Origin of the sequence: Dermacoccus sp. Tok2021 (genome assembly GCF_019895135.1) — a bacterium.
Taxonomy (GTDB): domain Bacteria; phylum Actinomycetota; class Actinomycetes; order Actinomycetales; family Dermatophilaceae; genus Dermacoccus; species Dermacoccus abyssi.
This window is the reverse complement of record NZ_JAGTHU010000011.1, coordinates 63348-84743: the sequence shown is the minus strand read 5'-3', so window position 1 is coordinate 84743 and position 21396 is coordinate 63348. Positions and strand designations below refer to the sequence as shown.

The 21396-nt window shown below is 68.3% G+C and carries 19 protein-coding genes; 8 read left to right on the top strand and 11 right to left on the bottom strand.

Translation table 11 applies throughout. The annotated features are described in order from the left end of the window. Positions 1-44: 44 nt before the first annotated feature. Positions 45-968, top strand: a complete 924-nt coding sequence (locus K9D12_RS08125; protein ID WP_223059910.1) for a DUF559 domain-containing protein — start codon at positions 45-47, stop codon at positions 966-968. A gap of 28 nt (positions 969-996) precedes the next feature. Here the strand turns inward: K9D12_RS08125 and K9D12_RS08120 are convergent, their stop codons facing one another. Continuing rightward, positions 997-1818 (bottom strand): carbon-nitrogen family hydrolase, encoded by an 822-nt coding sequence (locus tag K9D12_RS08120; RefSeq protein ID WP_223059909.1) that lies wholly within the window; start codon positions 1816-1818, stop codon positions 997-999. A gap of 4 nt (positions 1819-1822) precedes the next feature. Beyond that, on the bottom strand, positions 1823-3934 hold the full coding sequence (locus K9D12_RS08115) for a cytochrome c oxidase assembly protein (RefSeq protein WP_223059908.1): 2112 nt from the start codon (positions 3932-3934) through the stop codon (positions 1823-1825). Positions 3935-4083: 149 nt separating this feature from the next. Between K9D12_RS08115 and K9D12_RS08110 the strand changes: the two genes are divergently transcribed. The 3 genes from K9D12_RS08110 to K9D12_RS08100 all read left to right on the top strand — a co-directional run bounded on the left by K9D12_RS08110 (position 4084) and on the right by K9D12_RS08100 (position 7607). Beyond that, complete coding sequence (locus K9D12_RS08110; RefSeq protein WP_223059907.1) at positions 4084-4581, top strand: MarR family winged helix-turn-helix transcriptional regulator; 498 nt, start codon at positions 4084-4086, stop codon at positions 4579-4581. Beyond that, positions 4578-6551, top strand: coding sequence for an MDR family MFS transporter (locus tag K9D12_RS08105; protein ID WP_304988626.1), 1974 nt, complete (start codon positions 4578-4580; stop codon positions 6549-6551). Before K9D12_RS08110 ends, K9D12_RS08105 begins: the two co-directional genes overlap by 4 nt. 105 nt (positions 6552-6656) lie before the next feature. Next, positions 6657-7607: a hypothetical protein gene (locus K9D12_RS08100; RefSeq protein ID WP_129666467.1), complete on the top strand. Its 951-nt coding sequence runs from the start codon at positions 6657-6659 to the stop codon at positions 7605-7607. A gap of 19 nt (positions 7608-7626) precedes the next feature. Here the strand turns inward: K9D12_RS08100 and K9D12_RS08095 are convergent, their stop codons facing one another. The 5 genes from K9D12_RS08095 to hisC form a co-directional block, all read right to left on the bottom strand. Continuing rightward, positions 7627-8973 carry a TrkH family potassium uptake protein gene (locus tag K9D12_RS08095; RefSeq protein WP_129666465.1) on the bottom strand — a complete coding sequence of 449 codons (1347 nt, stop codon included), beginning with the start codon at positions 8971-8973 and terminating at the stop codon, positions 7627-7629. Between the two features lie 80 nt (positions 8974-9053). After that, positions 9054-10529 carry a dihydrolipoamide acetyltransferase family protein gene (locus K9D12_RS08090; protein WP_129666463.1) on the bottom strand — a complete coding sequence of 492 codons (1476 nt, stop codon included), beginning with the start codon at positions 10527-10529 and terminating at the stop codon, positions 9054-9056. An 11-nt stretch (positions 10530-10540) separates the two neighbouring features. Beyond that, on the bottom strand, positions 10541-11569 hold the full coding sequence (locus K9D12_RS08085; protein WP_082128641.1) for an alpha-ketoacid dehydrogenase subunit beta: 1029 nt from the start codon (positions 11567-11569) through the stop codon (positions 10541-10543). Continuing rightward, the gene (locus tag K9D12_RS08080) at positions 11566-12768 is read right to left on the bottom strand and encodes a thiamine pyrophosphate-dependent dehydrogenase E1 component subunit alpha (RefSeq protein WP_129666461.1); all 1203 of its coding nucleotides are present in this window, start codon (positions 12766-12768) and stop codon (positions 11566-11568) included. The genes K9D12_RS08085 and K9D12_RS08080 overlap by 4 nt, the downstream gene beginning before the upstream one ends. 215 nt (positions 12769-12983) lie before the next feature. Beyond that, on the bottom strand, positions 12984-14078 hold the full coding sequence (gene hisC, locus K9D12_RS08075) for a histidinol-phosphate transaminase (protein ID WP_129666459.1): 1095 nt from the start codon (positions 14076-14078) through the stop codon (positions 12984-12986). A gap of 747 nt (positions 14079-14825) precedes the next feature. On the opposite strand from hisC, the gene K9D12_RS08070 reads away from it, so the two are divergent. Further along, a complete protein-coding gene (locus tag K9D12_RS08070) occupies positions 14826-15287 on the top strand; it encodes a phage holin family protein (protein ID WP_129666457.1) in 462 nt (153 codons plus the stop codon). A gap of 7 nt (positions 15288-15294) precedes the next feature. Here the strand turns inward: K9D12_RS08070 and K9D12_RS08065 are convergent, their stop codons facing one another. The 4 genes from K9D12_RS08065 to K9D12_RS08050 are packed head-to-tail and all read right to left on the bottom strand — an operon-like array spanning position 15295 to position 18118. Continuing rightward, entirely contained in the window at positions 15295-15894 is a 600-nt protein-coding gene (locus K9D12_RS08065) for an NUDIX hydrolase (protein WP_223059906.1), read from the bottom strand. After that, positions 15894-16475, bottom strand: a complete 582-nt coding sequence (locus K9D12_RS08060; protein WP_129666453.1) for a DivIVA domain-containing protein — start codon at positions 16473-16475, stop codon at positions 15894-15896. Before K9D12_RS08060 ends, K9D12_RS08065 begins: the two co-directional genes overlap by 1 nt. Positions 16476-16512: 37 nt before the next feature. Then, positions 16513-17478, bottom strand: coding sequence for an NADPH:quinone oxidoreductase family protein (locus K9D12_RS08055; protein ID WP_129666451.1), 966 nt, complete (start codon positions 17476-17478; stop codon positions 16513-16515). A 40-nt stretch (positions 17479-17518) separates the two neighbouring features. Next, positions 17519-18118, bottom strand: a complete 600-nt coding sequence (locus K9D12_RS08050; RefSeq protein ID WP_129666526.1) for a TetR/AcrR family transcriptional regulator — start codon at positions 18116-18118, stop codon at positions 17519-17521. Between the two features lie 82 nt (positions 18119-18200). Here K9D12_RS08050 and K9D12_RS08045 point away from each other — a divergent pair, with 82 nt between their 5' ends. The 3 genes from K9D12_RS08045 to K9D12_RS08035 are packed head-to-tail and all read left to right on the top strand — an operon-like array spanning position 18201 to position 21342. Next, a complete protein-coding gene (locus tag K9D12_RS08045; RefSeq protein WP_223059905.1) occupies positions 18201-19478 on the top strand; it encodes an acyl-CoA dehydrogenase family protein in 1278 nt (425 codons plus the stop codon). Continuing rightward, a complete protein-coding gene (locus K9D12_RS08040; RefSeq protein ID WP_370633481.1) occupies positions 19475-20608 on the top strand; it encodes a phosphotransferase family protein in 1134 nt (377 codons plus the stop codon). Before K9D12_RS08045 ends, K9D12_RS08040 begins: the two co-directional genes overlap by 4 nt. Next, positions 20605-21342, top strand: a complete 738-nt coding sequence (locus K9D12_RS08035) for a histidine phosphatase family protein (protein ID WP_223059904.1) — start codon at positions 20605-20607, stop codon at positions 21340-21342. The genes K9D12_RS08040 and K9D12_RS08035 overlap by 4 nt, the downstream gene beginning before the upstream one ends. The last annotated feature ends 54 nt before the right edge of the window (positions 21343-21396 follow it).

The window sequence follows — 21396 nt, the reverse complement described above, 5'->3', positions numbered from 1 at the left end:
AGGGCTCCTGCAGCACTCCACCGGTTTCTTCGACAGTGGGGCGTATGACTCACAGACATCGGGACGTCTCCGCCCTGGGCCGAGAGCTCGCTTCGTCCTCCTACGGCGTCCTGTCGAGGCGACGTCTCGCCCTCGTGGGTGTCGACCGCTTCGATGTGCGCACCCAGATCCGCCTCGGCCGGTGGGAACCCCTCGGGCACCACTCGCTGCGCGTCGTCGACGTGGCATGGAACGACGTCCGCTCGCCCATCGTCGCCGCAGCCTTCGACGCCGCTCCAACAGCCTGGGCAGACGGGGTGAGTGCACTTCTCCTCGCCGGCTTGAGCGCGTGGCGGTCGAACTGCATCGACCTGGCCATGCCCGCCACCGCCTCGGCTCGCTCCACGCCAGAGGTTCGACACCACCGCGTCACCGTCACGCCGTTGCGCTGGCCCCACCCCGTACCGCGCGCCCACGAAGCCATCGCAGCCGTGCGCGCGGCGGCGTGGGCCGAGACAGACCGTCAGGCCGCGGCACTTCTGACCATGAGCGTCCAGCAACGGCTGGTTCACGCACCCCGGATGACTCAGGCGCTGGACCTGCTTCCCAAACTTCGACGCCGCGCTTCCATCCGCGACGTGATTGCGGACATCAGCGGAGGTAGCGAATCGATGGGTGAACTGGACTTTGTCGCCGAATGTCGGCGCCGCGGCCTTCCTATACCTGATCGGCAAGTGCTGGGGCCCGGCCCCCGCGGGCGGATGTACCTCGATGTCGTGTGGGAAGCGGCACGTTTGTGTGTCGAGATCGACGGCGCGCACCACTACGTCGGCGACGTACCCATGGCCGACGCGCTGCGTCAGAACGAGATAGCGATGGGCGGACTCACCGTGATGCGTATCCCTCGGTTGGCCCTACGTGTCAGCCCGGAGCCCTTCTTCGCGCAGATCCAGCGCTATCTCTCCGCTCATGGTTGTGTACGAGCGTGACTCAGGCGTCCCGCTCGTACACAACCATTCACAGGCGTCGGTCGGACAAAACGGGGAAGCTCTCGCGGGCCGCGCGCACCTCGTCCACGTCGATGTCGAGCGTGAGCACGCGCTCACCGCGGCCCGCCTCGGCGAGCACCTCACCGCTCGGGGAGATGACGGCCGAGTTGCCACCCATCTCCGTCTTCGCGTGCGTGCCCGCAGTGTTGCAGGCGATGACGAAGACCTGGTTCTCGATGGCCCGTGCCTGCAGGAGCGTGCGCCACGCTGCGATGCGTGCCGCCGGCCACGCGGCGGGGATGACGAAGATCTGGGCGCCCTCGTCGACCTGCTTGCGGAACAGCTCCGGGAAGCGCAGGTCGTAACAGGTGGCGAGGCCCACCTTGACGCTGTTGCTGCCGCTTTCGTCCCCCGACGACGGCTCGTCGAAGTCAAGCACGACGACATCCTCGCCCGCCTCGAGAAGCTTGGGCTCGCCGTTGCCGAACCCGAAGCGGTGGATCTTGCGGTAGGTGCCGACGAGTTCACCGTCGGGGTCGAACACCATCGACGTGTTCCACAGTCCACGCCCCTCGGGGCCGGGTTCGCCCGACTTCTCGATGATCGAACCGGCGTGCACGTACGCGCCGAGGTTCGCAGCGGCCTCGGAGAGCGCCTGCGCGACCGGACCCTCGACGTCCTGGGCCTTGTCGGGCCACGCCGGGTAGTCGAAACCTCCGGCGCTCCACAGCTCGGGCAGCACGACGAGGTCGGCGCCCTCCTGCGACTCGACGAGCGAGGCAACGCGGTGGATGCGCTCGGCCATCGGCTCCGAGTCGGTGTAGGCGAGCTGGATGACTGCGACGCGCATGTTCTCAGTCCTTCGTGGTCGACGAGTTCGAACGGGCCTCTTCGTTCTCGACGGTAGCCGACGAGGCGCCGTCACGCTCCACCCCCGAAGCGGGGCGTCCACCGCGGGCCGCGAGGTACTCGTTGTAGGCGCGAAGTTCGGCGTCGTCGTCCCTTTCGGCCTGACGCTCGGCACGCTCACCCTCGATGCGGTCGGAGCGGTACCACTGGGACGCCACGATCATGGCCAGCAGGAACGTCGGGCCCTCACCCGAACCCCACGTGATGGTTCCCGCGGCCTGCTGGTCGCGTAGCGGGTTGTCAACGAAGCCGAGCTGCTCGAAGAACCCCGGGGCGAGCAGCGTGTCGCCGGTCATCATCGCGACACCGAAGAACGCGTGGAACGTGATGGTGATGAGGAGCACGAGCAGGCGCAGCGGTGCGGGCCACTTCTTGGGGCCCGGGTCGATGCCGATGAGCGACCACGCGAAGAGGTAACCGCTCACGAGGAAGTGGACGTTCATGAGGATGTGGCCGGTGTGCGTCGTGAGCGCCAGTTCGAACAGCGGCGTGTAGTAGAACGCCAACAGGCTCACGAAGAACAGCGCCGCCGCGACGGCCGGGTTCGCCACCACGTTGAGGTAGCGGCTGTGGACGACCGAAAGCAGCACCTCACGCGGGCCACGCGTGCCGTCCTTGCGCCTCGCCCAGGCGCGCAGCATGAGCGTCACGGGAGCAGCCATGACGAGGAGGACGGGCACCGTCATCGAGATGACCATGTGGCCGGCCATGTGGACACTCATCATGACGCGCCCGTAGACGCCGGCTCCGCCGTTGACCGTGACGAGGAAGACGAGCCAGGCGACCACCCACAGGATCGTGCGGTGGATCGGCCAGGCGTCACCGCGGCGGCGCAGGCGCTCGGCCCACCGCACGTACTGGACGATGGCGACGACCGCGACGACCGTGAACAGCCACTCGATGCGCCACTGGCCGAAGAAGTTCTCGACCGAGAGCGGCGGCGGTGCCGCGTAGCCCGTGAGGTTGACGATGCGGTCGGAGCTCTCCGTCACCTCACCGACCGGCGGGGCGGAGCGGGCCAGGGCGGCGGCGAGGCCCATCGCGCCACCCATGACGAGAGCCTCGACGAACGCGAGGCGTGCGAACAGGGCCTTGCTCGGCTTGTCCGAGGCGTCATGTTCGAGGACGGCGACGACGCGGCGGCGCTGCTGCCAACCGATGATGCCGAGCACGAGAAGACACACGGCCTTGGCCACGATGACGAGACCGTAGCGCGTCGAGAAGTACTCGCCGATCTCGTGCACGCGCAGGGTCGAAGCGAGAACACCCGACAGACCGACGAGGCCGATGCACCACGTGGCGACGGCCGAGAAACGGCGCACCGACGCCGCGGCTCCCTTGCCGAGGCGCGGCCACATCACGCCGAGCGCGATGATGCCGCCGACCCACGCGGCGACCGGCGCGATGTGCAGGATGAGCGAGTCGACGGCCGTCTCGTGATCGGTCGATCCGGCCGCGTGCCCGCTGAGCGCAATGGGCCACAGTGCGAGGAAACCGAGCCCCGTCATCCAGGCGAGCGTAACGCGGGTGGCGCTCCACCAACACACGAGCGCGATGACGAGAGCCGCGAGCGCTGTCAGGGCGGGGTTGCGCAGCAGCTCGATCTGCCAGGTGTTGCTCCACCACTGCCCCACGTACCCGGGGCTGCTCACGGGCAAACCGGCGAGGTCGCCGTAGGAGAGGAAGCTGACGACGACGAGCGACGCGAACCACAGCGTGGCGCTGATGGCGGCCCAGCGTCCGGCTCGAGCAACACGAGCGGTCTTGCTGCCCTCGGGCACGACGAAGGCACCGAGCGCGGCGAATCCGATCGTGGCCGCCATCGCGACGTCCGCGACCGGCTTGAACACGGCGATGCCCCAGCGCACGAGCGCACCCGAGTCGAGAAGCTGCTGGGCCTTGCTCGCGCCGGTGAAGACGATGGTGGCCGCAGCCACGACGACCGCGACGCAGAGGACGACGAGGAGAACCTGAGGGCCGCTGACCCCCGAAGCCGACCCCCGCGACGTGGACGCAGCAGAGCCGGCACGGGGCGTTTCGGGGGCGTTCGTCGACATGGTTCCAAGCCTACGGTCCGGCCCCGACAAGCCGATCACGGCCACCCGGGCGCCACGGTTTGCTTGTATGGCACAACCAAACATATAGTTGTTCGCGCCAAGGAACGCCCGTCGTCCGACGCGGCACCACCCACCCCGCGAAGGACACCATGACCGTCGACCGAGCCGTGGCGCGCGAAATCGCCACGTCGCTCGTGGGCACGTTCAAGGCGCTCAGCGCGCACAAGCGTCGCCTCCCACGCCCCCACCCCCACGCCGAACAAGGGTCGATCCCGCTGCTCTACGCCCTCGCGGCCGAGCCGCTGCGCGTCTCCGCACTCGCCGAGGTCATCCACTCGGATGTCTCGACCGTCAGCCGTCAGGTGAGCGCCCTCTCCGGAGGCGGCCTCGTGGCCAAGATCCAGGATCCCGAGGACGGGCGAGCCCAGCTCGTCAGCCTCACCGACGAAGGCACCGCCCTCATCGAGGACATGCGAGAGCTCCGCGCCCGCTGGGTGCAGTCGCTCCTGTCCGACTGGAGCAGCGACGAAGCGCTCGAGTTCGAACGGCTCCTCACCAAGTTCTCGGACTCGCTCGACGCCTACGTGGCGCCCGCGGCCGACACCGCCTCCCCCACCACCGACTCCTCACGAAGGAACGACACGTGACGTCACCCGCAGCGCCGCCGGCCCCCGCGCCCGCAGCCGGCGAATTCACCCACGCGCAGATCATGCGCATCCTCTACGGGCTGCTCATGGGCATGTTCCTCGCCGCCCTCGACCAGACCATCGTCTCCACCGCGATACGCACCATCGGTGACGACCTGCACGGGCTGTCCGCGCAGGCGTGGGTGACGACGGCCTACCTCATCACCTCGACGATCGCGACGCCGCTCTACGGCAAGCTGTCGGACATGTTCGGGCGTCGCCCGTTCTACCTGTTCGCCATCGTCACGTTCATCATCGGCTCGCTCGCGTGTTCGTTCGCGGACACGATGTACCAGCTCGCCGCGTTCCGTGCGATCCAGGGCATCGGCGCCGGCGGCCTCATGTCGCTGGCTCTCGCCATCATCGGCGACATCCTGCCGCCGCGTGAGCGCGCCAAGTACCAGGGCTACTTCCTCGCCGTCTTCGGTACGACGTCGGTGCTCGGCCCGGTCATCGGCGGCTTCTTCGCCGAGCAGAGCTCCATCCTCGGCCTGACGGGCTGGCGCTGGGTCTTCCTCATCAACGTGCCGCTCGGCGTCGTCGCGTTCTTGCTCGTGGCGCGCACGCTGCACCTGCACCACGAGCGCCGCGAGGCTCGCGTCGACTACCTGGGCGCGGCTGCGCTCGTCATCGGCCTCGTGCCGCTCCTGACGGTGGCCGAACAGGGCCGCACGTGGGGCTGGGACTCGACGAAGTCGATCGCCTGCTTCGTCATCGGCATCATCGGCATCCTGCTGTTCATCGCCGTCGAGGCGCGCATGAAGGACGACGCGCTCATCCCGCTGCGCATCTTCAAGAGCCGCGCCATCTCGGTGACGATCGTCGGTTCGATCATCATCGGCATGGCGATGTTCGGCGCCATGATGATGCTGCCGCTCTACATGCAGATCGTGCACGGCGCGTCGCCGATGAAGTCCGGCCTCATGATGCTTCCGCTCGTGCTCGGCATGATGTCGGCCTCGATCATTTCGGGTCAGATCACGGCGCGCACCGGCGTCATCCGCATCTTCCCGATCATCGGTACGGCCCTGCTGTCGATCGGCATGTTCGCGCTGTCGCACATCACCGCCGACTCCGAGCTGTGGGTCGTCATGGCGTTCATGCTCCTCGTCGGCCTCGGCCTCGGTAACTGCATGCAGGCGCTGACGCTCATCGTGCAGAACGCCGTGTCGCCGCGCGAGATCGGTATGGCCACGTCGTCCGCGACGTTCTTCCGCCAGATGGGTGGAACCATCGGTGTCGCCGTCTTCCTGTCGATGCTGTTCTCGACGGTCGGCGACCGCATCAAGGAGAACATGACGGCGGCCGCCGCGACGCCGGAGTTCAAGCAGGCTCTGCAGACCGCGCTCGGCGACAAGACGCTCATGGCCGACAAGGAGGCCTACGGCATCGTCCAGGGTCTCGCGAACCCGAAGGGTGGTGGCGCTGCGCTCAACTCGGTGAGTGAGGACTCGTCCGTCATCTCGCGTCTGCCGAAGGCCATCGCGCACCCGTTCGAGGCGGGCTTCGCGGACGCCATGGACCACGTCTTCCTCACGGCGATGGGCATTTCCGTCCTCGGCTTCCTCGTGCTGCTGCTCCTGCCGAAGATCGAGCTGCGCACGCAGTCCGGCATGGCGGCCGCTGCTGCGGCCAAGTCGAAGGCCGAGGGCGAGGACGCCGCTGCTGCTGCGAGCGTGGGCGGCGTCGACGATAGCGAGGCTCCCGCCACCACTCGCGCTGCCGACGGTCACGTCAGTGGCACCTCGCCGGCCGCGGAGGTCGTCGGTACGGGCTCCGCGTGGTGCGCAGCGCCGACGATGGAGGAGATCGCCGCGGACGGTCAGCCCGTCCCGGAGGCCGTCCACGACGCCGAGGTTCGTGTGGAACTTCGCGAGCAGGGCGAGGACGTCGCGCACAAGACCCCGCGTCACCGTCGATCGGACGACTGAACGACGTCACCTGAAATGCCCGCTCCGGCTCTGACGGGGCGGGCATTTGCGTGTGATGGAATGTCGGCGCACGCCGACCTCTCGTGAGCGCGATGAGGATCGAAGATGGAGAACTGGAGCCTGGACCATCCGGGGCTCGGCCGCTTCGAGGCGTACGTCGGATGGCATGACGAACTGCGCCAGATCGACCCGAGTTACCCCGAACCCGACGAGGACGATTCGCCCGAAGCGCTCGCGCAGACTGCGGCGGCGAAGAAGGCCGACGGACGGCTGGGGCGCCTTGCCGGTCGAGTGCGCCCGATGCTCGGCATGAACGAGCAGTGGCAGCGCCAGGGGCTCGTCATCACCCGTGACGGGCGCACGATCTCGCGCCACCAGAGCATCGGTTCGCGCAAGGCACCGATGGCGCGCTCGCTGCCGGACGGCAAGTTCACCTCGAGTTCGTCCGCGACGAAGCCGTACTTCGACATCACGGCCGACCCCCTGGGGCGTCACCTGACCGACATCCACCTCAAGACTGAGGACGAGGTCGTCGCCTTCGAGCCGCCCGAGGACTCCCCAGCTGCCCGTCGTCAGGACGCGATGGACGCGTCCCCGTGGAAGCGCGTCGTGTACCCGCTGCTCGGCGGGCTCGGCAAGAGCGGGTGGACCATCGTGATGCTCCTGCTCGCGCCGGTCATCACGGAGATCATCGCCACCGTCATCGCGTGGATCGTCGAGTTGCTCGCGCCGCTCGTGCCCGACATCGACTGGCCCAACATCTCGCTGCCGAGCATCCCGTGGCCCGATCTGCCCAACATCAACTGGCCCGACATTCCGTGGCCGAGTCTGCCGAGCATCCCGTGGCCGGACTGGACTCCGCCCGGCTGGGTGGTGTGGCTGCTCGACCATCCGAAGGTCTGGTTCCCCATCTTCCTGGCCGTCTTCTGGGGTGTGGGGGCGCGCCGCGATGCGAAGAAGTCGCAGGCCAAGAAGGCCGAGTGGGCCAAGCGCCACGAGTACGCCCGCCTGGCCGGAGCGATGCGCGAGCTGGCCGCCCGGGAGACCGACGACTGACGCCCGGCGCGTGGGTCGCTCAGCCGATGAGCGGGCGCCCCTCCGGGTAGGTGTAGCGGCGTGTGCTCTCGCGCAGCGCCAACGCAGAGACGAGGGTGATCGGCCCGAGGCGCCCCAGAAACATGAGCGCGACGAGCAGCAGCTGACCGGCATCCGGCAGCTTGGCCGTAACACCGGTCGACAACCCGACCGTCGCGAACGCCGACGTCGACTCGAACAGCAACTCGGCGAGGCGAATGTCGGATATCTGCGTGAGGATCAGGGTCGAGGCGACGACGGCCGCGATGCCGATGAGGGCGACGTTGAGAGCCTGACGCATCGTGCGATCGGCGATGCGCCGCTCGAAGATCGTCGCATGCGTCTCCCCGCGCATCTCGGAGACGATGCCGACGAGCAGGAGGAAGAACGTCGTCACCTTGATGCCGCCCGCAGTACCGGCGGATCCTCCACCGATGAACATCAGGATGATCGTCGACAAGAGGGTGCCCTCGTCGACCTGGCCGTAATCCCACGCGTTGAATCCCGCGGTGCGCGGCGAGACGCTGTGGAACGTGCCCACGAGGAGCTTCTCGCCGAGGCCCATCTGGCCGAGCGTTTTCGGGTTACTCCACTCCACTGCGGTGATCACGACGGCGCCGATGAGCAGCAACGACGTCGACATCATGAGGGTGATCTTCGTGTGCAGGCTCCAACGGCGCCGCCTGCGGACCCGGATCACCTCCATAATGACCGGGAACCCGAGCCCACCGAGGATTATCGCGGCGCTGATGGGCGCAATGATCCACACGTCACGCGCGTAACTCATGAGATTGTCGCTGAACAGCGCGAAACCGGCGTTGTTGAACGCCGAAACGGCGTGGAAGACACCGAGGTACGCGGCACGGCCGAACGAATGGCCGTAGCCGAGCCACCATCGCAGAGTCAGGGCTGTCGCGACGAGGATCTCGACGGTGCACGTCACGCGCACGACGCCGAACAGCACGTTGCGGATGTCGCCCAGACCCTCGGCCTTCGTCTCGCTGGCAGCTGTGAGGCGGCTGCGCAGCCCGAGCTTCTTCGTCAGCACGATGGCGAGCAGCGACGCGAGCGTCATGACGCCGAAGCCGCCGATCTGGATGAGGACGAGGATGACGACCTGGCCGAACGGCGTCCAGTAGTTCGGCGTGTCAACGGTCGACAGGCCGGTGACGCATACGGCGCTCGTCGCGTGGAACACAGCGGTGACGACGGGCGCAGAGCCTGGCGCCGTGGTGGCGATCGGCAGCATGAGCAACGCCGTGCCGACCGCGACCGCTGCCGCGAATGCGGCGACAACGACCTGCCCCGCGTGCCGGAACCTCAGCTGCTTGACCCACTGATCACGCATCGGCTTCCCATCTCCGCCCTGCGGGCCGCCTGACTGCGGCCCGCCCCGAGCGTAGTCCCCGCCCTGCCACACGGGCGGCGTCAGGCCCAGGCAATGCCCTTCGCGGGGTTCTCGAGGATCTGGCCGACCGTCGAGAGGAAGCGCGAGCCGACGTCGCCGTCGATGAGGCGGTGGTCGAAGCTCAGCGAGAGCTGGGCCACCTGGCGGATCGCGATGTCCTGCTCACCGGCGTCGTTCGTGACGACCCACGGCATCGGACGCACCGCGCCGATGGCCAGGATGCCGCTCTCACCGGGCTTGATGATCGGCGTTCCGGCGTCGACTCCGAAGACGCCGATGTTGCTGATCGTGAACGTGCCGCCGTTGAGGATGGCCGGGCTCGGCTTGCCGTGACGGGCGATGTCGATGAGCTTCGCCATCTCCCGCGCCAGATCGAGCAGGCCGAAGCGTCCGGCGTTCTTGATGTTCGGCACGAGCAGGCCACGGTCGGTGGCCGCCGCGATGCCGAGGTTCACCTCGGAGCGCATGACGATCTCGGCGTTCGCCTCGTCCCACAGCGCGTTCATCATCGGCTCGCGCTTCATCGCAATGAGGCACGCCTTCGCGACGATGAGGTTCGGCGTCACCTTGACGTCGCGGAACTCGCGGTCGCGCTGCAACTCCTTGACGAACTCCATCGTGCGCGTCATGTCGACGGTGTAGAACTCGCTGACGTGCGGCGCGGTGAACGCGCTGCTCACCATCGCCTGGGCCGTCACCTTGCGCACACCCTTGATCGGCAGACGCTCGTCCGTCAGGCCACCCGAAGCAGCCGGGGCCGCTGCCGGAACGACCGGAGGCTCGGGGGCCGTCGAGCGAGCCGCCGCAGCGGCGTCGACCGCGCTCGGGGCAGCCGGCGCCGTAGGCGCGTCGGGACGCATGTGGCGGGGAGTCGACGCTCCTGCCGCAGCCGACACATCGTCACGGCTGGCGACGCCGTCGTCGCGCGAGGCCTTCACCTCGTCGATGTCGACGCCCTGCGCCTTCGCGAAACCGCGCGTCGCCGGGGCGGCGAGCGCACGCTCACCTGCGTCCGGGCGGTTGCGACGGGCGCGGCGGCTCGTGCTGGACGCCGTCGGGCCGTACCCGACGAGGGTCTTCTGCTGCGGCTCCTCGTCGCCCTCGGCTGCCGTGGCCGCCGGAGCGTCGTTTGCCGGGGGCGCGACCTCGGCGGAGGCCTGCATGTCGTCAGCCGCTTCTTCGGCCGGCGACTCGGACGTCGAGGCGTCGACCTCGGCAGCACCGTCGACGGCGGCCTCGACAACGTCGACGTCGCCGCCGACCTCGATCGTCACGATCGGCGTACCGACCTCGACGGTCTCACCCTCGGGAACGAGGATCTCGACGACCTTGCCCTCCCACGGGATGGGCAGCTCGACGAGCGACTTGGCCGTCTCGATCTCGAGGACGGGCTGGTTGACCTCCACGGTGTCGCCCGCGGCGACGTGCCACGTGACGATCTCGGCCTCGACGAGGCCCTCACCGGGATCGGGCAGGGGGAACTGCAGAACAGGCACTGGCGTGTCTCCTAGAAGCTGAAGGCTGCGTCGACGGCATCGAGGATGCGGTCGAGGCCGGGAAGGTACTCGCGCTCGTGGCGGCTCGGCGGGTACGGGATGTCGTATCCCGTGACGCGCTGCACCGGCGCTTCGAGCGAGTAGAAGCACTTCTCCTGGATGATGGCGGCGATCTCGGCGCCCATACCGAGCGTGCGGGCGGCCTCGTGGACGACGACGGCGCGACCGGTCTTGCGAACCGACTCGCAGATCGTCTCCTCGTCGAGCGGCGAGAGCGTGCGCAGGTCGATGACCTCCAGGGATCGTCCCTCCTCCTCGGCGGCCTTGGCCACGTCGAGGCAGGTGCGCACCATCGGGCCGTAGGCCAGGAGCGTGAGGTCGGTGCCCTCGCGCAGAACCTCGGCCTCGTACAGGTCGCGCTGCGGGCCGGCTGCGAGATCGAGCTGGTCGGGGCTCGGCTCGTGGTAGCGACGCTTGGGCTCGTAGAACACGACCGGGTCGTCGGAGTCGATGGCCTGGCGCATCATCCAGTACGCGTCGACGGGCCGCGAGCAGACGACAACGCGCAGGCCGGCGGTGTGCACGAAGTACGACTCGTTCGACTCGCTGTGGTGCTCGACGGCGCCGATGCCGCCACCGAACGGGATGCGGATGACCATCGGCAGCTTCACCGCGCCACCGGTGCGGTTGTGCAGCTTGCTCACCTGACTGACGATCTGGTCGAAGGCCGGGTAGACGAAGCCGTCGAACTGGATCTCGACGATCGGGCGGTAGCCGCGCATCGCAAGACCGACGGCCGAACCGACGATGCCGGACTCGGCCAGCGGTGGGTCGATGACGCGCTCGCCGAACTCGCGCTTGAGGCCGTCGGTGAGGCGGAAGACGCCGCCGAGGTCACCGACGTCCTCACCGATGACGACGACCTTGTCGTCGGCTACCATCGCGTCGTGCATCGCCGCGTTGAGAGCGCGGGCGAGCGAGAGCTTCGGCGGCTTCTTGGCGCGAACGGGAGCCTTCTCAGCGGTCTCCGACGTGCTCACGCGCTCGCCTCCTCGAAGGACGCGAGGTACTCGGCGAACTCCTCGCGCTGCGCGCGCAGCTGCGGGTCGAGGTGGATGTAGGCGTTGTCGAACATCGCCGTCATCTCCGGGTCGGCCATCTCGACGCAGGAGCGGCGCCAACCAGCGGCCAGATCCTTCGCCTCGGCGTCGACATCGTCGAAGAACGACGCGTCGGCGTGGTTCTCACGCTCGAGCAGGGCGCGCAGACGCGCGATCGGGTCCTTGGCCTTCCACGCCTCGACGTGCGCCTCCTCGCGGTAGCGCGTCGGGTCGTCGGACGTCGTGTGGGCGCCCATGCGATAGGTGAAGGCCTCGATGAGCGTCGGGCCGAGCCCGCTGCGTGCGTTGTCGAGGCTGCGGCGCGTGACGGCCCAGGTGGCGAGCACGTCGTTGCCGTCGGTGCGCACACCGGGGAAGCCGAAGCCGTCCGCGCGTTTGTACGGCGGAATGATGAACTGGCGCGTGTTGGGCTCGCTGATCGCCCAACCGTTGTTCTGGATGAAGAAGACCATCGGCGAGTGGTTGACGGCCGCGTAGACCATGGCCTCGTTGAAGTCACCCTGGCTCGTGCCACCGTCACCCGTGAACGCGATGACGGCCGTGTCCTTCGTGTCGTCTCCGGTGCCCACGAGGCCGTCGAGGCGCACGCCCATGGCGTAGCCGGCGGCGTTGAGCATCTGGTTGCCGATGACGATGGTGAACGTGGCGAAGTTGTGGTCGGCCGGGTTCCAGCCACCGTGGCTCACACCGCGGTAGGTGGCGAAGACCTGCGCGGGCGTGATGCCGCGGCAGAACGCGACGCCGTGCTCGCGGTAGCCCGGGTAGGCGAAGTCCTGCTCACGCATGGCGTGGCCGGCGGCGACCTGCGCGGCCTCCTGGCCGAGGAGCTGCGGCCACAGGCCCAGCTCACCCTGGCGCTGGAGGCTGTAGCCCTCGATGTCGAACCGGCGCACGAGCACCATGTCGCGGTACATGGCGCGCACCTCTTCGGCCGTGATGGCCTTGAGCGCTTCCATGTACGGCTCGTTGACGCTCGACATCGGCGTGCGCGAACCGTCGGGTGCAATGAGCTGCACCATGTCCGGGCCGCCGTCCGTGACGTCGGGCAAACCGTCGAGCTTGTGGCCTGCGACGTGCGTGACGCCGTCGATGCCTTCCGATGCTCCGGAGATCGTCATCGTTCCTCCTCGGCGGAGGCGAACGATGCGTCACCCCCGCGTTCGGTGGTGGACGGTTGATGCGCCGTACCACCTCGTCGGGATCTTGTGACGCAGGTCACGCCACAGATGATGACGGTACCCGACCAAACGACCTGCGAAGCACTACCCGCGCGTCACTTTTTCCTTGCGCCGCCGCGGATTTCGAGGGGTGAGCGGCGAGTCTCACCATGTGGTCATCGAGGGCCGACGAAACCCTTCACAACGTCGACAAGGCGGTCGTTGGCCTCCGGCTCCGCGATGGTGGCGCGCACGCCCTCCCCCGCGAACGGACGCACGACGAGTCCGGCGTCCTTCGCGACGCCGGCGAACTCCTCCGTGCGCTCGCCGAGCGGCAGCCAGACGAAGTTGGCCTGCGTGTCGGGGATGTTGAGGTCGGCGTCGGCGAGCGCCTCGACGACGCGTCGGCGCTCGGCGACGAGGGCCTGCACGCGCTCCTCGAGTTCGTCGTACGCAGCGAGGCTGGCGACAGCCGCCTTCTGTGCCATGTCGTTGACGCCGAACGGCGTGGCCGCCTTGCGCAGGGCCTCGGTGATGCGCGGGCGCGCCACGGCGTAGCCGACGCGCAGCCCCGCCAGGCCGTAGGCCTTGGAGAACGTGCGCAGCACGACGACGTTGGGGAACTCCCGGTAGAACGCGAGCGCGTCCGGAGCGTCGTCGGCCTCGACGAACTCGAGGTAGGCCTCGTCGAGAACGACGAGCAGATCCTTCGGAAGCTTCTCGATGAAGGCCCGAAGTTCGTCGGTACGAACGCTGGGGCCGGTGGGGTTGTTCGGGGTGCACACGATGAGCAGGCGGGTGCGGTCGGTGACGGCGGCTGCCATGGCGTCGAGGTCGTGGCGGGAGTCGGCGTCGAGGGGCACCTGAACCGAGCGTGCACCGGTCAGCGCGGTGACGATGGGGTAGGCCTCGAACGAGCGCCACGCGTAGACGACCTCGTCACCCGGCTCGCACGTGATGGCGATGAGCGCGGCGAGGATGCCGACCGATCCGGTGCCGAAGCTGACCTCGTCGTCACTGACACCGAGCTTTTGCGCGAGAGCGTGCGTGAGCTCCGAGGAGGCCATGTCGGGGTAGCGGTTCATCGTCGCGACGGCCTCGTGGACGGCCTCGACGACGGACGGCAGCGGCGGGTACGGGTTCTCGTTGCTCGAGATCTTGTAGACGACCGTGTCCCCCTCAGCTGCGGCCGGTTTGCCGGGCTTGTAGCCGGGCACCGAGTCGAGCGTCGTACGCAGTCGGACGGGGGTGGCGAGGGTCTCGTCGGTCATACCCAGCACCTTAGATCTGCCCCGGCGCCCTCCCAGCCGGGCGCGGGCTCGGACCCAATCGGCCAGTTCGACCCGGCGGGTCGCGACCACGTGTCAGTCGGTATTGAGTTTGCTACTGGGCGTATGAGTGGGTCCGTCAACTTCGCCGACGGAGACATCAACTATTCTGCCGGGACAGGCATTGGAACCCCAGGCGTAGGCATTAACGCTCAGCGAAAAACTGGAGATCTTCCGAGTGGTCCGCAGACTCAGCTCCTCCTCTCTGGTCTGGGCTACACGGATTCAGATTCGGCAGGAGACTATGGCGGTTTCGGTGCCGATGCGCACGTCGCCATTGTCAGCCAAGCTGAGAATTAGGGTGACCCCTTCGTGGTCTTTTGGGTGAATGGAGCACACATGTTTGTATCCCTCGGAGGCTCGTCCGTGACTCCCCTCGGCGTTCTCTTCTTCGTCATTCTTATGGTTGGAGCTGTGCTCTACATCCTTTTTGAGTTTGGATCCTGGGGGAGCGATAACTGGAAATCCAGCAAGGGTTCTGGCCCTCTTTGGAAGCGGAGAATTCCGCATGATGATGAGAGCGACGAGTGACCTTTGAGTGACCTTGGAACCCGGACCTCCACCTGTATCTGACGCGGCTCGACCGCGCCTTCGGTGGCCACAACTACGCCACCTACCAGCCGCACCTCGACGAGATGACGCTCTGGGCCCTCACGGCTCCGCCACAGGCTTGAGGGTCACACTGGAGACATGCGCACTCTGCTCAAGATCGCCATCAACGGCCTCGCACTCTGGGCCGCCGCAGCGCTCGTCGACGGCATCACGCTGGCCGACGGCGCGAGCACCACGACCTCCAAGGTGCTCACCATCGCCGTCGTCGCGGCGGTGTTCGGCCTCGTCAACGCCGTCGTCCGGCCCGTCGCGAAGTTCTTCGGTTTCCCGTTCCTCATCGTGACGCTCGGGCTGTTCATCTTCGTCATCAACGCGGCCATGCTGGCCTTGACGTCGTGGCTCTCGGGAGTGTTCGGTCTCGACTTCCACGTCGACCAGTTCTGGCCAACGGCAGTGCTCGGCGCCCTCGTCGTGACGTTCGTGTCGTGGGTGCTGGGCCTCTTCTTCGACACCGACGACGACACCCGCCGTCCTGCGCCGCGCGGCTACGACCGCCGCGGCCCCGGTCGCCCGGGCGGGCCGACGATGTCGCGCTACTGAGCCTCGATCACGCCCAGTCGGGCGCTTCGCCGTTCTCGAGGTAGACGCCGAAGCGTCCGGCGTCGGCGGCCGCGACCGCCTGGCGGATCACCTTGGCCGTGTACGCCGCGACGTGGTCGTCGAGGTCGCCGGGCGCCACGTGGTGGATGCCGGCGATCTCCTTGCGCTGCAGGGTGAAGTCGTCACTCGAGCGGTCGAGCGTGGCCTCGAAGACGTAGAGCATCGCGTCGTCCCAGCCGCGCCACGGCGGCAGCCACGACACGACGCGCAGCCCGGTGAGGGTGGCCTTGACGCCGAGTTCCTCGTCGAGTTCGCGCACCACCGCGTGTGCGGGCGACTCGTGGGGGTCGACGACGCCGCCGGGCAGATCCCAGAAGCGCTTGTACGAGAGCTCGCACAGCATGACGCCGCCCGCTTCGTCGCGCACGAGTGCCTGCGCGATGGTGCGGGTCTTGGGCAGCTTCGTGTTGAGGTAGACGGCCGCCTTGGAGACGGTGTTCTCGTCGGGCAGCTCCTCGGCCGAGGCCTCGGCCACCGTCGCCTCGCGCCGTTCGGCGGCCACCTTGGCCTTGATCTCGCGCTCCTGCTCGTGCGTCTGGTCGCTCATCAGCCCTCCGGTTGCATGTGGGCGATCTCGTCGAGGAAGTCGTCGACCTCCTTGGGGTCGTACCCTCGGCGCAGCCCCGCCGAGTCGAACCGCGCGTACTGCGGATCGGGCAGTTCGATGCCACGGCGCATCGCGATGACGACCGAGTCGAGGTAGTCGTCGACGTCGTGTTCGTCGTAGCTCGTCGAGGCGCGCCCGATGAGGGTGAACTTCTTCTCCCGCACGAGGTCCATCTGCTCGTGCGTCCAGCGCAGCGTCGTGTCGTCGTCCCGTGTCGTCAGCGCGGCGATCTCGGCGTCGCGCTCGCGGCGCGCCACCTCGTCGGGGTGCTCGACGACGGTGGTGGCCGACCACACCGACATGAGGGTGAGGAAGCCCGCGACCTGCGTCCGCGACACGCCTCCGCGCGGCGTACGGCGCAGCGCCATGGCGTCGAGGTCGGGCAGGGGCTTCGCCTTGCGCATCGCCGTCAGGGCGCGCACGCGCAGGCGTTCGACGTCGTCCGCGTGGTACCCGCCGGCGGCGACCGACGCGAACCTCGCGGACTCGACGACGGCGATCTGCTCAGGACTCCACGACATGACTCCACCTTTTCACGAGGCGGCGGCCGCTCGCGCGTCAGAGCGTGAGGACGAGCTTGCCCTCGGCGCGGCGCTCCTCCATCTCGGCGATGGCCTCGCCGGCCTTCTCGAGCGGACGCACGGGGCCGAGCACCGGCTTGAGCGCGCCGCTCGCGACGAGGGGCTCGATGGCCTTCCACTGCTCGGGCACCGTCTCGGGCCGGGGCATCCAGAACGCGCCCCAGCCGACGCCGACGACGTCGATGTTGTTGAGGAGCAGGCGGTTGACCTTGACCTCGGGGATCGAGCCGCCGGTGAAGCCGAGCACGAGCATGCGGCCCTCGACGCCGAGGCTGCGCAGGGAGTCGGTGAAGCGGTCGCCGCCGACCGGGTCGACGACGATGTCGACGCCGCGGCCCTCGGTGATTTCCATGACGGCGTCCTTGAAACCCTCCGGCGCGATGGCGTGGTCGGCACCTGCAGCCGTCGCGATCTCGCGCTTGGCTTCGCTCGACGCGACGGCGACGACCTTGGCCCCGCGCGCCTTCGCGTGCTGGATCGCCGCGATGCCGATGCCGCCGGCGGCTCCGTGGACGAGCACGGTCTCCCCCTCGGCGAGGCGGCCGCGTCGGTCGAGCGCGAACTGCACGGTGAGGTAGTTCATCGGCAGGGCCGCGCCCTCCTCGAAGGAGACGCCGTCGGGCAGCGCGAAGACGAACGGCGCGGGCACGGCCACGCGCTCGGCGAGGCCACCGAAGCCGGGGAACGCGACCACGCGGTCGCCCTCACTGAACCCCGAACCTTCCGGGGCACTGACGACGACGCCCGCCACCTCGGAACCGAGGACGAAGGGCGGCTCGGGCTTCATCTGGTAGAGCCCGCGCGTCAGCAGCGAGTCGGGGTAGCACAGGCCCGCGGCCCGCACCTCGACGAGAACGTCGCCCTTGCCCGGGGTGGGCTCGGCGATGTCGTTGATCTCGACGGCCGACGGGCCGTCGAGCGTGGTGACCTGTACTGCGCGCATCGTTCTTCTCCTTGGTGCGGTTCGTCGGGTGTCGAGTGGTTCAGGCGGTGGGGTTCTCGCCCCACGGCAAGGGGGTGGTGCGGTTCACCGCGAGCAGGGCGTCGAGGGCGGCTTCGCAGTGGTCGACGAGTTCCTCACGACCGGGCCGCTCGCCGTCGACCTCGCCGCTCGTCCACGACAGGGCCAGGTCTTCAACGTAGGCGAGCCAGCCGCGGATCGCGACGGGACTGGCGTTCACGCCGTCGTCGGCAAGGGCGTCGAGGACGAAGTCGGTGACGCGACCGCGCCACGTGTCCGCGGCCTCCGCGCCGCCGAAGTCGCTGAGGTTGCCGCGCACGAGGGCGATGTAGATCTCGCGTCGTCGCGCAATGCGTGCGATGTAGCGGGTGATGACCTGGCGCAGCGCTTCACGCCCGGTGGCGTCGGCGTCCGGTTGTACCGTGTGAACAACCCGGCGCCCGGCGGCGTGCACGACGGCCTCGTAGTACGCGGCCTTCGTCGGGAAGTAGTGGAAGAGCAGGGCGCGCGAGATGCCGGCCTCGGCGGCGACCTCGTCGAGCGACACCTCCTGGATGGGGCGGTACGCCAGCTTCTTGAGGCCGATGATGACGAGTTGCCGGCTGCGCTCGTCCTTCGTCAACCGCACCCTCTTGGCGGGTACTGGAGAAATCTGCTCGTTCACACTATTGAGCATTGCTCAATAGTGTGACTACAGTCAAGACATGGACCTCACACTCTCACCCCTCGCCCAGGAACTCGCCGATGAAGTGGACGCCTTCGTCCGCGAGAAGATCGAGCCCGCCGAAGTCGAGATTCAACACTTCTACGCCGACCTCAAGGCCAAGGGCGAGAACTCGTTCGTCGTCCACCCGAAGATCGAGGAGCTCAAGGCCGAGGCCCGAGCCGCCGGTCTGTGGAACATGTTCTTGCCCGTGGGCGAGGGCGACGAGTGGGCCGAGCGCTTCGGCACCCGGGGCGGCAAGGGCTTCTCCAACGTCGACTACGCAGCCATCGCCGAGAAGACAGGGCGCACGGCACTGTCGCCGATGATCTTCAACTGCAACGCACCGGACACGGGCAACATGGAGGTGCTGCTCAAGTACGGCACCAGGGAGCAGCAGGAGGAGTGGCTCGTGCCGCTGCTCGAGGGCAAGATCCGCTCGGCGTTCCTCATGACGGAGCCGGCGGTCGCCTCCTCGGACGCCACGAACATGGACGCGCGGGCCGTCATCGACGGCGACGAGGTCGTCATCAACGGTCGCAAGTGGTGGAGCTCGGGCGCCGCGCACCCCGACTGCAAGGTCTTCGTCTTCATGGGCCTGAGTGACCCCGACGCCGACCGTCACGCGCGTCACTCGATGATCCTCGTTCCGGCCGACGCTCCGGGCGTCACGATCAAGCGCGCCCTGCCCGTCATGGGTCAGCTCGACGAGCCGTTCGGCCACTGCGAGGTCGAACTCAAGGACGTTCGCGTTCCCCTCTCCAACGTCCTCGCAGGGCCGGGCAAGGCCTTCGCCATCGCACAGGGCCGTCTCGGCCCGGGCCGCATCCACCACTGCATGCGTCTCATCGGCCTGTCGGAGATGGCCCTCGAACTTGCGTGCAAGCGCGGCACCGAGCGTGTCGCGTTCGGCAAGCCGCTCATGCTGCTCGGCGGCAACCGCGAGCGCCTCGCGAAGGCGCGCATCGAGCTCGACATGGCGCGCCTGCTCGTGCAGCAGGCCGCGTGGAAGCTCGACGACGGCGGCACCCAGGCGGCGCGCGTCGACGTCAGCGCCATCAAGGCGATCGTGCCGTCGATCGCGTGCGACATCATCGACTTCGCCATCCAGATCCACGGCGGCGGCGGCATGTCGGACGACTTCCCGCTCACGGCCGCCTACGCGAACGCCCGCTCGCTGCGCCTGGCCGATGGCCCGGACGAGGTGCACCTCAGCATGGTGGCCCGTGAGGAGCTCAAGCCCTACCTCGCGGCGCAGGGTGCCGGAGCGGCCAAGTGACGACGCCCGCCGACAAGACGCTCGACGACGTCGAGGCCAACGCGGGAGCGATGCGCGAGGAGGACGCGTTCGACGTGGCCGCCGTCGCGCAGTGGCTGCGCGAGAACGCACACCCCGAGGCCGACACGAGCGGTCTCGACGGCACGCCCGAGGTGCGACAGTTCACGGGCGGGGCGAGCAACCTCACCTACCTCCTGCGCTACCCGGAGCGCGACCTCATCCTGCGCCGCCCGCCCTCGGGCACGAAGGCCAAGGGCGCGCACGACATGCGCCGCGAGCACGACATCCAGCGCGCACTCGCGCCGCACTTTCCCGCCGTCGCGCCGATGGTGGCCTTCTGTGACGACGAGTCGGTCATCGGCAGCGAGTTCTACGTCATGGAGCGCCTCGACGGCATCATCCTGCGTCAGGAGATCCCGCCGGAGATGGGCCTCGACGAGGACGGCGTGCGCAAGCTGTGCGAGACGGCGATCGACGAGCTCATCGCGTTGCACTCGGTCGACATCCAGGCCGCGGGGCTGGAGTCGTTCGGCAAGGGCGAGGGCTACGTGCGTCGTCAGGTCGAGGGGTGGTCCGCTCGCTACCGCAAGGCCCGCACGCACGGCGAGGAGCACGGCACCGGCTCGTTCGAGACGGTCATGGTGTGGCTCGACGAGCACCAGCCGCAGGACGTCGCGAACTGCCTCATCCACAACGACTACCGCTTCGACAACTTCGTGCTCGACAAGGACGACCCGACGCGCATCCTGGGCATCCTCGACTGGGAGATGGCAACCCTCGGCGATCCGCTCATGGATCTCGGCGGGGCCCTCGCCTACTGGGTGCAGGCCGACGACGACGAATTCATGCGCGGCTCACGCCGTCAGCCGACGCACACGCCGGGCATGATGACGCGCGACGAGGTGTGGAGCTACTACGCCGAGAAGTCCGGGCGCACGATCGACCCGAAGGATCAGCTGTTCTACGAGGTGTTCGGGCTGTTCCGCTTGGCCGTCATCGCGCAGCAGATCTACTACCGCTACGCGAACGGGCAGACGCACAACCCCGTCTTCAAGCAGTTCCGCCCGATGGTCAACTACCTCGAGTGGCGCTGCGAGAAGCTCATCGGCGCGAACGGGGACGGCGCGTGAGCATTGTCTACCTCGTGCGTCACGGCCAGGCCAGCTTCGGGCGCAGCGACTACGACAAGCTGTCGCCGCTCGGTGAGGAGCAGGCGCGCATGACGGGCGCCGCCCTCGCCGGGTGCGGCGTGAAGCCCGCCCTGCTGGTCACGGGTTCGCTTCAGCGCCAGCGCGTCACGGGTTCGCGCATGTGGGAGGAGGCCGGCTGGGAGGCTCCCGTCGACATCGACGAGGGGTGGAACGAGTACGACCACGACGCCATCGTCTACACGCACAAACCGGCGTACACGAACCAGGCCGTCATGCAGGCCGACCTCGCGCGCCGCGGCAACCCGCGCCGGGCGTTCCAGGAGATGTTCGTCGAGGCCACCGGTCGGTGGACGTCGGGTGAGCACGACGACTACGACGAGACGTTCGCCCAGTTCGCCGACCGCATCATGCTCGCGCTAGGGCGCGTGACGTCGCGACTCTCCTCGGGGCAGGACGCCGTCGTCGTGTCGTCCGGCGGGCCGATCTCCTGGGCGGCCTCGCACCTGCTCACGAGCTCGGCGAAGGAACGCGCCGTCTCGAGTGCGGGCGCCGCGGGCGTCAGTGACGCCGCGGTGGCCGTCTGGCACAATCTCAGCGCCACGACGGTCAACGCGTCCGTGACGAAGATCCTCGTCGGGCGCACACTCACGGCACTCACGGTGAACGACCACAGCCACCTCCAAGGTCGCGAGGGGTACGTCACCTACCGTTGAGTCGCCCGATGGCGAGGCCCCTCTGCGGCGTAGGCGACGCGGTGCGTCCCCAGC

Excerpts from the sequence above, each read along its gene's own strand:
- K9D12_RS08125 (WP_223059910.1), top strand. The coding sequence starts at position 45 with ATGACTCACAGACATCGGGACGTCTCCGCCCTGGGCCGAGAGCTCGCT.
- K9D12_RS08080 (WP_129666461.1), bottom strand. The coding sequence starts at position 12,768 with ATGACGATCTCCGGAGCATCGGAAGGCATCGACGGCGTCACGCACGTC.
- hisC (WP_129666459.1), bottom strand. The coding sequence starts at position 14,078 with ATGACCGACGAGACCCTCGCCACCCCCGTCCGACTGCGTACGACGCTC.
- K9D12_RS08070 (WP_129666457.1), top strand. The coding sequence starts at position 14,826 with ATGCGCACTCTGCTCAAGATCGCCATCAACGGCCTCGCACTCTGGGCC.
- K9D12_RS08045 (WP_223059905.1), top strand. The coding sequence starts at position 18,201 with ATGGACCTCACACTCTCACCCCTCGCCCAGGAACTCGCCGATGAAGTG.
- K9D12_RS08120 (WP_223059909.1), bottom strand. The coding sequence starts at position 1,818 with ATGCGCGTCGCAGTCATCCAGCTCGCCTACACCGACTCGGAGCCGATG.
- K9D12_RS08100 (WP_129666467.1), top strand. The coding sequence starts at position 6,657 with ATGGAGAACTGGAGCCTGGACCATCCGGGGCTCGGCCGCTTCGAGGCG.
- K9D12_RS08065 (WP_223059906.1), bottom strand. The coding sequence starts at position 15,894 with ATGAGCGACCAGACGCACGAGCAGGAGCGCGAGATCAAGGCCAAGGTG.
- K9D12_RS08095 (WP_129666465.1), bottom strand. The coding sequence starts at position 8,973 with ATGCGTGATCAGTGGGTCAAGCAGCTGAGGTTCCGGCACGCGGGGCAG.
- K9D12_RS08110 (WP_223059907.1), top strand. The coding sequence starts at position 4,084 with ATGACCGTCGACCGAGCCGTGGCGCGCGAAATCGCCACGTCGCTCGTG.
- K9D12_RS08055 (WP_129666451.1), bottom strand. The coding sequence starts at position 17,478 with ATGCGCGCAGTACAGGTCACCACGCTCGACGGCCCGTCGGCCGTCGAG.
- K9D12_RS08115 (WP_223059908.1), bottom strand. The coding sequence starts at position 3,934 with ATGTCGACGAACGCCCCCGAAACGCCCCGTGCCGGCTCTGCTGCGTCC.
- K9D12_RS08060 (WP_129666453.1), bottom strand. The coding sequence starts at position 16,475 with ATGTCGTGGAGTCCTGAGCAGATCGCCGTCGTCGAGTCCGCGAGGTTC.